This window comes from Pseudomonas sp. lyk4-TYG-107 (assembly GCF_030209055.1).
Lineage (GTDB): Bacteria > Pseudomonadota > Gammaproteobacteria > Pseudomonadales > Pseudomonadaceae > Aquipseudomonas > Aquipseudomonas putida_A.
The window spans coordinates 1-13107 of sequence record NZ_JARVST010000050.1 but is presented as its reverse complement, the minus strand read 5'-3'; the positions used below and the strand labels follow the sequence as shown (position 1 = coordinate 13107).

At 60.1% G+C, this 13107-nt stretch carries 10 protein-coding genes; 4 read left to right on the top strand and 6 right to left on the bottom strand.

Going from position 1 to position 13107, the window contains the following annotated elements; translation table 11 throughout:
* Nucleotides 1-75 precede the first annotated feature (75 nt).
* The 3 genes from QRN61_RS27590 to QRN61_RS27580 are packed head-to-tail and all read right to left on the bottom strand — an operon-like array spanning nucleotide 76 to nucleotide 3279.
* Nucleotides 76-1005 (bottom strand): alpha/beta hydrolase fold domain-containing protein, encoded by a 930-nt coding sequence (locus QRN61_RS27590; protein WP_183785367.1) that lies wholly within the window; start codon nucleotides 1003-1005, stop codon nucleotides 76-78.
* Between the two features lie 37 nt (nucleotides 1006-1042).
* Nucleotides 1043-2299, bottom strand: a complete 1257-nt coding sequence (locus QRN61_RS27585) for an MFS transporter (protein WP_285376448.1) — start codon at nucleotides 2297-2299, stop codon at nucleotides 1043-1045.
* A gap of 47 nt (nucleotides 2300-2346) precedes the next feature.
* Nucleotides 2347-3279, bottom strand: coding sequence for a DMT family transporter (locus QRN61_RS27580; RefSeq protein WP_285376446.1), 933 nt, complete (start codon nucleotides 3277-3279; stop codon nucleotides 2347-2349).
* Between the two features lie 99 nt (nucleotides 3280-3378).
* Between QRN61_RS27580 and QRN61_RS27575 the strand changes: the two genes are divergently transcribed.
* Nucleotides 3379-4245 carry a LysR substrate-binding domain-containing protein gene (locus QRN61_RS27575; protein WP_285376445.1) on the top strand — a complete coding sequence of 289 codons (867 nt, stop codon included), beginning with the start codon at nucleotides 3379-3381 and terminating at the stop codon, nucleotides 4243-4245.
* A 48-nt stretch (nucleotides 4246-4293) separates the two neighbouring features.
* On the opposite strand, the gene proP is transcribed toward QRN61_RS27575, so the two are convergent.
* Nucleotides 4294-5796, bottom strand: a complete 1503-nt coding sequence (gene proP / locus QRN61_RS27570; RefSeq protein WP_027613786.1) for a glycine betaine/L-proline transporter ProP — start codon at nucleotides 5794-5796, stop codon at nucleotides 4294-4296.
* A gap of 230 nt (nucleotides 5797-6026) precedes the next feature.
* Between proP and QRN61_RS27565 the strand changes: the two genes are divergently transcribed.
* The gene (locus QRN61_RS27565) at nucleotides 6027-8231 is read left to right on the top strand and encodes an OsmC domain/YcaO domain-containing protein (RefSeq protein WP_285376443.1); all 2205 of its coding nucleotides are present in this window, start codon (nucleotides 6027-6029) and stop codon (nucleotides 8229-8231) included.
* Nucleotides 8232-8738: 507 nt separating this feature from the next.
* On the opposite strand, the gene QRN61_RS27560 is transcribed toward QRN61_RS27565, so the two are convergent.
* Nucleotides 8739-9020 carry a hypothetical protein gene (locus QRN61_RS27560; protein ID WP_174377199.1) on the bottom strand — a complete coding sequence of 94 codons (282 nt, stop codon included), beginning with the start codon at nucleotides 9018-9020 and terminating at the stop codon, nucleotides 8739-8741.
* 88 nt (nucleotides 9021-9108) lie between these two features.
* On the opposite strand from QRN61_RS27560, the gene QRN61_RS27555 reads away from it, so the two are divergent.
* Nucleotides 9109-9597, top strand: coding sequence for a P-loop nucleotide/nucleoside kinase family protein (locus tag QRN61_RS27555; protein WP_285376439.1), 489 nt, complete (start codon nucleotides 9109-9111; stop codon nucleotides 9595-9597).
* Between the two features lie 409 nt (nucleotides 9598-10006).
* On the opposite strand, the gene QRN61_RS27550 is transcribed toward QRN61_RS27555, so the two are convergent.
* Nucleotides 10007-10483 carry a hypothetical protein gene (locus tag QRN61_RS27550; protein WP_115990021.1) on the bottom strand — a complete coding sequence of 159 codons (477 nt, stop codon included), beginning with the start codon at nucleotides 10481-10483 and terminating at the stop codon, nucleotides 10007-10009.
* Between the two features lie 318 nt (nucleotides 10484-10801).
* Here QRN61_RS27550 and QRN61_RS27545 point away from each other — a divergent pair, with 318 nt between their 5' ends.
* Nucleotides 10802-12721: a tyrosine-protein phosphatase gene (locus QRN61_RS27545; protein ID WP_285376437.1), complete on the top strand. Its 1920-nt coding sequence runs from the start codon at nucleotides 10802-10804 to the stop codon at nucleotides 12719-12721.
* Nucleotides 12722-13107: the final 386 nt, after the last annotated feature.

The window sequence follows — 13107 nt, the reverse complement described above, 5'->3', positions numbered from 1 at the left end:
TCCGAAACCCCAATTGCGAAAGCAGTTGGGGTTTTGTTTTGCCCGCAGGAAAGTGTTTTCCTGCCAATACAAGCCCTAACTGCTTGTTTTTGCCCTGATCTGACGCGAAATCCAAGCCCGACTGTAGGCCAAAACACGACTAGCCATGGTGGTCGGAAAATGGATAAAGCCATGAGCGGACGAGGGCAGTAGATGGATTTCAACCGGTGCTGATCGTTGCCAGCGCTCAGCCAGTTCCAGCGTGTCATCGCGCAGCGGATCCAGTTCACCGGTGAACATCAACGCCGGTGGCAATCCGCTCAAGTCGCCGTACAGCGGAGACAGTGGCGCCTGCCGGCGTTCATTATCGCTCAATCCTGGAGTCAACAAGCGTAGCGCCTCGACCATTCCCGGGCCGTCGAGTACCAGCGTTTCAGCAGGTGCTGCGTGCACGCTTGGGGTGCCGGCGAGATCGTAAACGCCGTAATAGAGCAGGGCGCCGCTGACCCGCTGCAGCAGATCGGATGATGCTTTGAGCGCTAACAGGGTGGCAGCTGCCAGATGCGCGCCTGCCGATTCGCCTACAACGATTACCGGCAGGCCGACGAACTCCGTGCAATCATCGCTCAACAGCCAGCGTGCAGCGCACAGACAATCCTGCATGAGATCCTCAACTGGCGTATTGACTGCCAACCGATAGTCGACCGATACCACCGCCACGTTGCATGCCTTGACCATGCCGATATTAAGGTCGTCGTTCATCCGTGCATTGCCGATCACCCAGCCGCCACCGTGGTAATCCAGCACCACACCTTGAGCCTTTCCCTGCGGGCGGATGATTCGGACAGGCACTGACACACCTTGCGAATACGCCACAATGTTCTGCGCATGAAGATCATGCTTGAGCGTTTTATCCGCGCTGACAATCTGACTGGCACGCAGCAATGCCTGGATCAAACGCGGCGTCAGCCGATTGCGGATGCGAAAACGCGGCAGCCAGGCGAGCTTGCGATTGAAGCGTTGCATCTGCGCCAGATCACTATCGCTGAACTCAAGCACATTCTTAGCCAAATCTTTCCTCCTTAGATTGCAGCGCCGGCTCAATATTCCCCTCCTGCGGCAATGTCTCAGGCACCGCCAGCCACAACAGCACAAACGCCACTCCGGCAATCACCGCCAGGGTCAGAAATGCCGCGTTGTAACCGGCCTCCTGCAGCACAATGCCCGCCACGCTGGCACTCAATGCTGCGCCCAGACCAAACACCGTCGAGAGAGCGCCGAGGCTGATGTTGAAGTGTCCAGTGCCCAGCGTCAGGTCTTTCACTACCACCGGGAACAGCGCACCGAAGATCCCCGCGCCGACGCCGTCGAGCATCTGCACCGCTACCAACCAGTAAGGGTCTGCGGATAACGTATAAAGCACGCCACGCAGCGGCAGAATCAGGAAGCCTGCGAGTAGCAGCGGCTTGCGTCCCCAAACATCGGCTTTGGCCCCGACCAGCAAGGCGACCGGCACCATGACCAGTTGTGCGGCAACGATACAGGCCGAGGTCAGTGGCGTCGCCATCTGCAAGTTGACCTGCGCCAGTTTCTGGCTCACCAGTGGCAGCATCGCTGCGTTGGCCAGGTGAAAGAGGGCGCAGCAGATGGCGAACATCAGCAGCGCCTTGTTGGTCAGCAACACCGCCAATCCCGAGGGCGCTTTACTGTGTGTAGCGTCGCTGGGGTCAAGGCCCCGGGCCAGATCATGGTTGATCGCATTGGCATCGACGAAGCTCACGGCGATTACACTGCACAGCGCCATGACCGCCATCAGATAGAACACCGCCACCGGCCCGAACAGGTATGCGAATCCACCGGCCAGCAGCGCCGCGCAGGCGTTGCCGGCATGGTTGAAGGTCTCGTTGCGTCCGGTGCGTCGGGTGAACGCGCGCGGCCCGGTGATGCCCAGGGTGATCGCCGAAATGGCCGGAGCGAACACCGATGCCGCGGCGGCGCTCAGCGCTTGGGTGATCGCTACCAGACTGAAGGACGTCACGAAGGGCAATACCACGCAACTGCCGGTCACCAGTAACGCGGCAATCGCGATCACTGCTCGTTTACTGCGTGTGTTGTCGACCAGGGCACCGGCGGGCGTCTGGGTGACAAGGGCGGCAATGCCAGCGAGGGTCATCACCAGCCCGATGCTGGCCGGCTCCCAGTGATGAACGGCCAGCAGGTAAATCGCCAGGTACGGCCCGAGACCATCGCGCACATCGGCGAGGAAGAAATTCAGGCTGTCCAGCGAGAGGTTGTTGCGACGATTGGTATGAGTGACCACGCTGGCATCTTCAATAAACGAGGTTCGGCGAAATGCCTCAACCTCCGCTAAGTCAGTGACTTGTCACCTGCGGATTTAGTTTCCTGGCGGATGCCGACGGCACACACTTTTTCGCTCGGCGCTCGCCCCAGCAATGGCAAACCGACCAAGGTCAGACCGATACCGAGTAGCGCGCTGGCACTCAGCGGATCGTCGAACTGCATCCACGCCCACAACAGTGTCACCGGTGGCGTCAGAAACAGCGCGCCACTGATGCGCTGTATGCTGAATTGTTGCAAGCACAGCCAATAAAATCCGTAGCCACCAAACGTCGAGAAGATCACCAGCCACAGCACGCCACTGACGAAATCCGCAGTGATGGGCGGGCGCAATTCACCCTCAAGGCCAGCCAGCAGCGCAAATACAGGAATCACCGCGCATACCTGAATGAACAGCGCCGTGGTGGCCGGTATTGCAATGCCCGGCCGGGCTTTTTCAAACAAGGTGGCCGCCGCCAGCGACAATACCGCCAGTAACGGTAAGCTGTAGGCCCACAACGCCGCACTGGCCCATTCGACACTCGCGGCGCTGGCCAGCAGCATGCCGATCACGCACAGCGCCACACCCAGCCATTGCCAGCCACGTGTGCGCTGGCCTGGGACGCTGCCGGCCAGCAGCACGATCGTCAGCGGCAACAGATTGGCAAACAGTGACGCAGTGCCAGGCGTGACGCCAAGTTGAATCGAGGCGGCAATCGGTCCGATGTAGCCACCCATCGCGAACAGCCCAAGCAGTGCCTGATGCCACATGTCTTTTCCGTGCAAACCACGCAAGCCTGCCCAGGCGAACGGCAGCAACAACAATGCCGCCAATACAAAACGCCACAACGAGGCCAGGTAGACGCTGCCCTGATCGGCGACGTAGCGATAGCCAATGAACCCGGAACTCCAGCTGACCACCATTGCCATCAGCAGTAAAAAACGAACAGGCATGACGTTCATCGCATGGCACCTGACAGAGGAATGAGTGCGATGATATGAATCAAGCACTGATGCATTCAAACGATACGATCCGCACCACTGATGCAGGAATTCTCAAGCATGGCCGAAGCCCTTGATATCGAACTGTTGCGCACCTTTCAGGCAATCGTGCGCTTCGGGCAATTTCTCGCCGCCGCGAGTTTCCTCAACAAGAGCCCGTCAGCGGTCAGCCTGCATGTGCGGCGTCTGGAAGCGCTGGCGGGCGGGCGCTTGCTGGAGCGCGATAACCAGACGGTCAACCTCACGCCGCTGGGTCGACGCTTCGCCCTGCAGAGCGCCGATTTGCTACGCCACCACGATCAATTGCTGGCGAGTTTCAGCACGCCGCTGGCCAGCGGGCGGGTTCGCCTGGGGATTTCCGAGGAATACGCCGGCGCGGTCCTGGGCTGTACGTTGCCGCACCTGTCGGCAGATTTTCCGCACATCGAGCTGGAAGTCGAAACAGGTGCCAGCGGTCGGTTGAGTGCGCGTCTGGAACGCGGGCAACTGGATCTGGCGTTGCTGGTAGTTGTTGCCGATGCGCCGCCATCGACGCGTTGCGCGAAAATACTGGGCCTGACCCAGCCGGTATGGGTCGCCGCACACAACTACACGCAGGATCTCACCCGGCCGGTACCGCTGGCCTTGCACGGCAAGGGTTGTCCCTATCGCAGCGTTGCCGTGGATGCATTGAGCGAGCAGGGGCGCCGGTGGCGCGCGGTGATTGTCAGCGCCGGTGCGAGCGCGCTGGAAACAGCCATCGAGGCCGGATTGGCGGTGGGCATTGTTGATCGTGCGCAAGTGCGCCCCGGCATGCGCGTGTTGAGCAGTGAGGAGGGATTACCCGAGTTGCCGCTGCACGAGTTGCGCCTGATGCAGGCACCGGGTGAATTGAGTGAGGCGGGGGAGGTTCTGGTGCGCTTGATCGGTGACGGCTTCGTAATTTGACCCGTTGATCGACGGCGGCCCAGGGCAGGGCCGCCGTCAGTCATTACATCAGTTGATGCGCGGATGCTGCTGTACCAACTCCTTGCGCTTGGCTTCCAGTTCGGCGATTTCGGCGTCGATGTCTTCGATTTTCTGCTCGATGTTGTCGTGGTGTTCCTTGAGCAGCTCCTTGGCTTCTTCAAGGTCCGACGCCGCCGGTGCGGCACCGCGCAGCGGCTTGTTGGCGGTCTCTTTCATGGTCACGCCGGTGATCAGGCCGACCACGGCAATCACCATCAGGTAGTAGGCCGGCATGTACAGGTTGTTGGTGCTTTCCACCAGCCAGGCCACGGCGGTCGGCGTCAAACCGGCAATCAACACCGAGACGTTGAACGCGGCGGCCAGCGCGCTGTAGCGGATGTGTGTAGGGAACATCGCCGGCAGGGTCGAAGCCATGACGCCGATGAAAAAGTTGAGCAATACCGCGAGGATCAGCAAGCCGGAGAAGATCAGGCCGATCTTGCCGCTGTTGATCAGCATGAACGCCGGAATCGCCAGCAGGAACAGGCCGATGCTGCCGACCACAATGAAGGGTTTGCGGCCAATTTTATCGCTGATAAAACCGATCGCCGGCTGCACGAATAGCATGCCGACCATGATTGCGATGATGATCAGCACACCACGGTTTTCGCTGTAGTGCAGGTTGTGCGACAGGTAGCTCGGCATGTAGGTCAGCAGCATGTAATAGGTGACGTTGGTCACCGCTACCACGCCAATGCAGGTCATCAGACTGCGCCAGTGTTTGGTCGCGACTTCCTTGAACGAGACCTTCGGCCCGCCCGCCAGACCTTCACGGTCGCCTTCTTCGAGTTTCTCGACGTGCTGTTGAAACGCTGGCGTCTCTTCCAGCGCATGCCGCAGATAGAGGCCGATCATGCCCAGCGGCAGGGCGAGGAAGAACGGCAGACGCCAGCCCCATTCAAGGAATTTCTCTTCGCCGATGATCGTTGAAATCAGCACCACCACACCGGCGCCGAGGACGAAACCGGCAATCGAGCCGAAGTCCAGCCAACTGCCAAGGAAACCGCGCTTGCGGTCGGGCGCATATTCGGCGACGAAGATCGAGGCGCCGGTGTACTCACCGCCGACCGAAAAACCCTGGGCCATTTTCGCCAGCAACAGCAGGATCGGCGCCCAGATGCCGATCGACTCATAGGACGGTATCAAGCCGATGGCGAAGGTGCTCAGCGACATGATCACGATGGTCGCGGCCAGCACTTTCTGCCGCCCGTATTTGTCGCCCAGCGCACCGAAGAACAGGCCGCCCAACGGACGGATCAGGAACGGCACCGAGAAGGTCGCCAGCGCTGCAATCATCTGCACGCCAGGATCGGCGCCGGGGAAGAAGATCTTGCCCAGTGCATAGGCGACGAAGCCGTACACCCCGAAGTCGAACCATTCCATGGCGTTGCCCAGTGCGGCGGCGGTGATCGCCTTGCGCATCTTGGCGTCGTCGACAATCGTGATGTCTTTCAATCCGATGGGATTGACCTTGTTTTTCCTTGATTTCATGCGGGTCACTCATAGCTGAACGGATTCGATGCCATTGTTTTGCTGGCATGGGTTCTTTCCGTCAGATACAAGAAGACACGAAAAAATTCACTGCTCAGGGCATTTTTGTAGTTCGCACCCGCCAAGACGCAGCAGAGCCCACCCGGCGGCGATTACGCAAAAGCACAAGACGTCAGGCTGAAAACCCGGATAATGGCCGCCAATTCGTTTTTGCTCTCTGGTAAACCCGCATGGAAATCAAGGTCAACTTTCTCGACAACCTTCGACTTGAAGCCAAGTTCGACGACTTCACGGTGATCGCCGATCAGCCCATTCGCTACAAGGGCGATGGCTCGGCACCGGGGCCGTTTGACTACTTCCTGGCGTCGTCGGCCTTGTGCGCGGCTTACTTCGTGAAGCTGTACTGCGAAACGCGCAATATCCCGACCGAGAATATTCGCCTGTCGCAGAACAACATCGTCGATCCGGAAAACCGCTACAACCAGATCTTCAAGATCCAGGTCGAACTGCCGGCGGACATTTCCGAGAAGGATCGTCTGGGCATCCTGCGTTCGATTGATCGCTGCACGGTGAAGAAGGTTGTGCAGACCGGCCCCGAGTTCGTGATCGAAGAAGTCGAGAACCTCGACGCCGATGCGCAGGCGCTGCTGATGCCGCACTCGACCTCTGAAGCGGGTACCTACATCGCCGGTAAAGATCTGCCACTGGAGCAGACCATCGCCAACATGTCGGGGATTCTCGCCGATCTGGGGATGAAGATCGAAATCGCCTCGTGGCGCAACATCGTGCCCAACGTCTGGTCGCTGCACATTCGCGATGCGCACTCGCCAATGTGCTTCACCAACGGCAAAGGCGCGACCAAAGAGGGCGCGCTGGCCTCGGCACTGGGCGAGTTCATCGAGCGCCTGAACTGCAACTTCTTCTACAACGACCAGTTCTGGGGCGAGGACATCGCCACCGCCGAGTTCGTGCACTACCCGACCGAGCGCTGGTTCAAGCCGGGCCCGAAAGACGAGCTGCCGGCAGAGATTCTCGACCCATACTGCCTGGACATTTACAACCGCGACGGCGAGCTCAAAGGCTCGCACCTGTACGACACCAACTCCGGCAACACCCAGCGCGGCATCTGCTCGCTGCCGTTCGTGCGCCAGTCGGACGGCGAGGTGGTGTACTTCCCGTCGAACCTGATCGAAAACCTGTTCCTGAGCAACGGCATGAGCGCCGGCAACACCCTGGCTGAAGCCCAGGTGCAATGTCTGTCGGAGATCTTCGAGCGCGCGGTCAAACGCGAAATTCTCGAAGGCGAGATGGCTTTGCCCGACGTGCCGCAAGAAGTGCTGGAGAAGTACCCAAGCATTCTCGCCGGGATCAAAGGCCTGGAAGAGCAGGGCTTCCCGGTGCTGGTCAAGGACGCGTCGCTGGGCGGTGAATTCCCGGTGATGTGCGTGACCCTGATGAACCCGCGCACTGGCGGCGTGTTCGCCTCGTTCGGCGCGCACCCAAGCCTGGAAGTGGCGCTGGAACGCAGCCTGACCGAACTGCTGCAGGGCCGCAGTTTCGAAGGCTTGAACGATCTGCCGCAGCCGACTTTCTCGGGCCAGGCAGTGACCGAACCGAACAACTTCGTCGAGCACTTTATCGACTCCAGCGGGGTGGTGTCGTGGCGCTTCTTCAGCGCCAAGTCTGACTTCGAATTCGTCGAATGGGACTTCTCAGGTCAAGGCGAAAACTCCAACGCCGAAGAAGCCGCAACCCTGTTCGGCATCCTTGAAGACATGGGCAAAGAAGCCTACATGGCGGTCTACGACGACCTCGGCGCCAATGCCTGCCGGATCCTGGTGCCGGACTACTCGGAAATCTATCCGGTGGACGACCTGATCTGGGACAACACCAACAAGGCCCTGCAATTCCGCGCCGACATCCTCAATCTGCACAGCCTGAGCAAGGTCGGTCTGCGCAACCTGGCCCAGGGCCTGGAAAACAGCGAGCTGGATGATTACACCGACATCACCACGCTGATCGGCATCGAGTTCGACGACAACACGCCGTGGGGCAAACTAACGATTCTGGAACTGCGCCTGCTGATCTACCTCGCCCTGCAGAAATTCGAGCAGGCCAAGGATCTGGTCGAAGCCTTCCTGCAGTACAACGACAACACTGTCGAGCGCGGTTTGTTCTACCAAGCGGTGAACGTGTGCCTGGAAATGGAGCTGGACGAGGATCTGGAGCTGGCCGATTACGAGGCCAACTTCCGCCGCATGTTCGGCGACGAGCGCATGGACGCGGCGATCGGTTCGGTCAACGGCAGTGTGCGTTTCTACGGTCTGACACCGACCAGCATGAAGCTCGAAGGGCTGGATCGTCACCTGCGTCTGATCGACAGTTATAAAAAGCTGCACACCGCGCGGGCTAATGCGGCGGGTTTGAATCGCTGATAGCAGACGGTCACTTCTGCTGAGTAAACCTGTAGTGAGGGGATTCATCCCCGATGGCGGGCAAAGTGGGCCGGGCTTCTTCAACCAATAAAGAAGCGGGCCTGCTACGCAGTCCATCGGGGATGAATCCCCTCACCACAAGTGAGTATTGTGGGGACATGGAGTCGGCAAAATGACTCTCACGAATAATGCTGTGTACTTGAACGCCAACGCCATGAACCGCATGGATCAGGACGGCACACTGGACGCCAATCCCGTCTCCGCCGCAAAACCTGCGGGAACCCGCCGCTAATTCTGAGTCCACTGCACAATCCCATGTGGGAGCGAGCCTGCTCGCGAAGAGGGCGTGTCAGTCGCCATCGCTTTGGCTGACAGATCGCATTCGCGAGCAGGCTCGCTCCCACATTGGATTTCTGGCAGCCGCCAATCCTGAGTCCACCCAATAACCCTGTGGGAGCTGGCTTGCCAGCGATAGGGCAGTTTCAGCCAACATCATTATCGGTGTCGTCAGCGCTTGCACTGCGCCTGCACCACCTGGCAAGTGTTCGGCGTGCCTCCGGAGCGGCTCGCATAACGCATGCAGTTATTCATCGACTTTTTGCGCGCCATGCTCAAGGTATCGCCCCAGGCCAGACCCCCTTCGCCGGAAGTGGGCACGGCTTTGGCGTAGCAGTTCGAGCCGTTGGTGGCGTAGCGCTTGCTCGAACAGCCGGCTGTCAGCGCCAGGGTGGTGGCGAGCAGGGTAAGTAGCACCCAGGAAGAGCATTGGCGTGCGGTGATTGTGGTCATCTGGGTTCCTCGTTGGGTCATGCGCCTCAATTGCCTCGCCGACAGGCGTTGGGCATTATCCAGCAATCGACATAAGGAAGCGTCCCCAATGCGTGCACCCACACTACACCTGATGTGCGGCAAGATCGCCTCGGGCAAATCGACACTGGCCAAATCACTGACTGAGGAGCACCGCGCGCTGGTGCTCAGTGAGGATCAGTGGCTGTCGCGGCTGTATCCGGAGCAGATCAAATCCGTGGCGGATTACCTTCGATGTGCGCGGCAGATTCGCGGCGTGCTGGGGCCGTTGGTGATCGATGTGCTTAGCGCGGGGGTGAGTGTGGTGCTGGATTTTCCGGCCAATACCGTGGCGGATCGGCAGTGGCTGCGAGGGCTGGCGGATACTGCAAAAGTGCCGCATTGCCTGCACTATCTCGCGGTGGATGACGATACTTGCCGCGCCCGGCTGCATTCGCGCAACGCGCTGGCGGAGCACGAGTTTGCCGCTTCGGATGCAGAGTTTGATTTGATCACCAGCTACTTTCAGGTGCCGGAGTCGGGCGAGGAGCTGGAGATCGTCATGCACCGCAATCGCTAGCAGGCTAGCTCCCACTTTGGATCTCTGGCAGCCGCCAACCCTGAGCTCACCGCAAAAAACTGTGGGAGCTGGCTTGCCAGCGATAGGGCCGTGTCAGTGGCCATCACTTTGGCAGGCTCGCCCCAATCGCCAGCAGGCTAGCTCCCACAATGATATCCACCGCCTGATCCACGCTGACATTCGCGGTGTCGAAGCACAGAATCGGCTGCGTCCAGGCCTCATATTCGTGATTCACAACAGAAAACCAACATCGGTGATGTCAGCCCCGTGATGTCTGATTGCCGCTGCTCAACCCGACGACGATGCTCACGTCGATCCGAGCAAATCACTTCGATGTTGAGCAACGGCGCTCCCGAGCGAGCCGCGATGTCGGCCCACGTCGCGTGCAGAAGTGGATGAAGAACTTGACCTACAACGCCCACATCCGAACCAGGGCAAATTGCAGATCCACAGTGACGCATGTCCGGCCATCCACCCATTCATCTTCGCGAAGGCGCCGTCCGGTATTGGTTTCGCGCTCGCCTTTGGCGATGACCAGGACGAACAGACGGGTAGGGCACTCGAAAGAGCGCAACCGATCAACATCGGCCCGAACCGACCAATCGCCCTCCAGGCACTTGGCCTGCGAGACATCGCCCAAGCATTTGATTTCGGCGACCATCCTCGGAGCACCGTTGTCGTCCAATGAGTACAGGTCTGCCTTGCGTCGGTCGCCTATCGGCAGATCCGTCCAGATCTCGGTCTCATCTTCGAACCAGGCTTGCAGGCTGATCTGGGCTTGAATCCAATGCTCGCGGCAACTGTTGAGTTGCAGCACTTGCTCAAGATTCTTCTCCATGCCTTGAAAGGCGCGCTCGAACAAACCGAGCCATTGAGTGGTGTCCATTTCACATTTCCTGTGTCAGTCCATTTGGGGGAGAGATTATGGACGGAATCTCCTTCAACCGAAAACTCCACATTCATCACCGAACCCTGTAGGAGTGAGCCTGCTCGCGATAGCGGTATATCGCTGACATTTGCGTTGTGACACACCGCTATCGCGAGCAGGCTCACTCCTACAGTGGCTCTCTGGCAGATACGGACAAAAAACGCAGCCCACGGCCCAATCGCGCAGGCATTTGCGTGCGCAGTCGTTCTGTCATATTTGGTATCAGTTGATTGCAGATAGTAGCCAGCCCAACACTAATTCCAATGAGGCTGCACTGTGTTTCAACGTCTTGTGTGTTCGCTGTCCGTTCTGAGCCTGTCCATCGCCGCAGCCCACGCCGCCGAGCCTGTGGTGCTCGATACGCCCCGCCTGCAGAGCATCGACAATTTCCGTGATGTCGCCGGCCTCACCACCGCGTATTCCACGGCCCACGACGGCACCATGCGTGGCGGCGTGTTTTACCGCTCCAACGCGATCACGCCGTCGGCAGCGGATCTGGCGACCCTCAACAGCCTCGGCATCAAAGCCGTCTACGACCTGCGCACGCCGAGCGAAATCGCCGGCACGCCGGATACGATGCTGAGCGGTGCGACCTACCAGAACATCGACATTATCGGCAGCACTACCTCGGGCGCGAACATCACCAGCGTGTCGTTCAAAAGCGCCGCCGACGCCATCGCCATGATGGAGCAGACCAACCGCGCCTTCGTCAGCGACGCGGGGATGCGCGATCAGTTCGGCAAGCTGTTCAACGAACTGGCTACCACCGACGGCGCACAATTGTTCCATTGCACCGCCGGCAAGGACCGCACCGGCTGGACCGCCGCCGTGCTGCAGAGCATCGCCGGGGTCGATAACGCGACCATCATGGCCAACTACCTGGCGACCAACGATTACACCGCCGCCCGCGTCGCCGCGACTCTTAAAGCAATGCCGCCAAGCATGGCTTCGGTGTACGCGCCGCTGCTGGGCGTGCAGGCCAGCTACTTGCAGGCCGGTCTGGATGAGGTCACCGCCGAATACGGCAGCATGGACAACTACCTCAAGCAAGGCCTCGGCCTGTCCCAGGAAACCATCTACGTGTTGCGCGGCAAACTGGTCGAGTACAACAGCCTGCCGGGTCAGGCGGGGTTGATCGGCAACGCTGCTGCCGGTGCCGAATTGCTGCGTCAATTGCAGAACAGCAACCTGTCCGGCACCTACAGCGCCTACAACTACTACCTGCAATCGGCGATCGACGCCGGCACCCTCGGCGGTGTCGAGTCCCAGGTCGGCGGCCAGGTTCACGCCGACGCCGCCAGCTACCTGCTGCGCCAGAATGCAATGATCGAGCAAGCCGCCGCGCCCTATGCCAGCGGCACCGATCTGAAAGTCGGCCAATACCGTTTGTGGACCACCGCGCTGGCTGGTTACCTCGGCACCGACGGCTCGTCCCACGCCGAAAGCAGCAACGAACACAGCCAAGGCCTGATGGTTGGTATCACCCAGCGCTTCTCCGAACAACTCAGCGCACGCGGCGGCTTCGGCTACAGCAAAGGCACCGTCGGCGGCGCGGGTGGCGAGGCCGATACCGATTTCACCTTCTTCAACCTCGGCGCGCGCTACGGCTTCACCAGCCTGGAACGTGGGCTGTTCGTCGACGCCAACGCCAGCGCCGGCTACATCGATTACGAGAGCAAACGCGAACTCGGTGGCGGCCTCGGAGCGGCCAAGGGCGACACTCACGGCAACCTCACCGGCGCGACGTTGGCGCTGGGTTACCGCGCACCGGTCAACGGCATGATCCTCGAACCCAGCCTCGGCTTGCGCATCAGCCACCTCGACCTCAAAGGCTTCCAAGAGAAGGGCAGCGAACTGGCACTCGACGTCGACGACAACACCGCCACCCGCCGCAGTGCCGTCGCCAACCTCAACGTGGCGTTTGCCCCAGTGGCGATGGGCGCCTGGCAACTGGTGCCGGGCGTACGAGTCGGCTATGAACGCACCCTGGGCAACAACGACGTCAACAGCCAGGGCCACCTGCTGGGCCTCGACATCGAACAACGCGCCGCCTTCGACAACCGCGACCAGTTCAGCGGCGGCGTCAACCTGATGGCCAGCCTCGGCGCGGTCAGCGTCGGCGCAGAAGTCGGTGCCAGCGGCGGCGGTGACAGCCACGGTTTCAGTGGCAGTCTGAAGGCCAGTTACGCGTTCTGAAGCAGGGACAACCGCGCAAGGTCAAGGATGACCACCATTGACAAAGCACCAGCAAAATATGGTGGAGCAGGGAACGGCCAACTCTGAGTCACCGCAAAAACCTGTGGGAGCGGGCTTGCTCGCGAAGAGGCCGTGTCAGTCACCATCACCTCGCTTGACCCGCCGCATTCGCGAGCAAGCCCGCTCCCACATTCAGATCCCGGCCAGCCGCCAACCCTGAGTCCAGCACATAACCCCATGGCACCGACCAGCCGCAATCTTGAGTCCACCAACTAACCCTGTGGGAGCGAGCTTGCTCGCGAAGAGGCCATGTCAGTCACCATCACCTTGGCTGACCCACCGCATTCGCGAGCAAGCCCGCTCCCACATTTGGATCCCGGCCAGCC

What these genes read in the sequence shown, in the direction of transcription:
- QRN61_RS27590 (WP_183785367.1), bottom strand. Translation starts at nt 1,005, where the DNA reads ATGCAACGCTTCAATCGCAAGCTCGCCTGGCTGCCGCGTTTTCGCATC.
- QRN61_RS27580 (WP_285376446.1), bottom strand. Translation starts at nt 3,279, where the DNA reads ATGAACGTCATGCCTGTTCGTTTTTTACTGCTGATGGCAATGGTGGTC.
- QRN61_RS27575 (WP_285376445.1), top strand. Translation starts at nt 3,379, where the DNA reads ATGGCCGAAGCCCTTGATATCGAACTGTTGCGCACCTTTCAGGCAATC.
- proP (WP_027613786.1), bottom strand. Translation starts at nt 5,796, where the DNA reads ATGAAATCAAGGAAAAACAAGGTCAATCCCATCGGATTGAAAGACATC.
- QRN61_RS27565 (WP_285376443.1), top strand. Translation starts at nt 6,027, where the DNA reads ATGGAAATCAAGGTCAACTTTCTCGACAACCTTCGACTTGAAGCCAAG.
- QRN61_RS27560 (WP_174377199.1), bottom strand. Translation starts at nt 9,020, where the DNA reads ATGACCACAATCACCGCACGCCAATGCTCTTCCTGGGTGCTACTTACC.
- QRN61_RS27555 (WP_285376439.1), top strand. Translation starts at nt 9,109, where the DNA reads ATGCGTGCACCCACACTACACCTGATGTGCGGCAAGATCGCCTCGGGC.
- QRN61_RS27550 (WP_115990021.1), bottom strand. Translation starts at nt 10,483, where the DNA reads ATGGACACCACTCAATGGCTCGGTTTGTTCGAGCGCGCCTTTCAAGGC.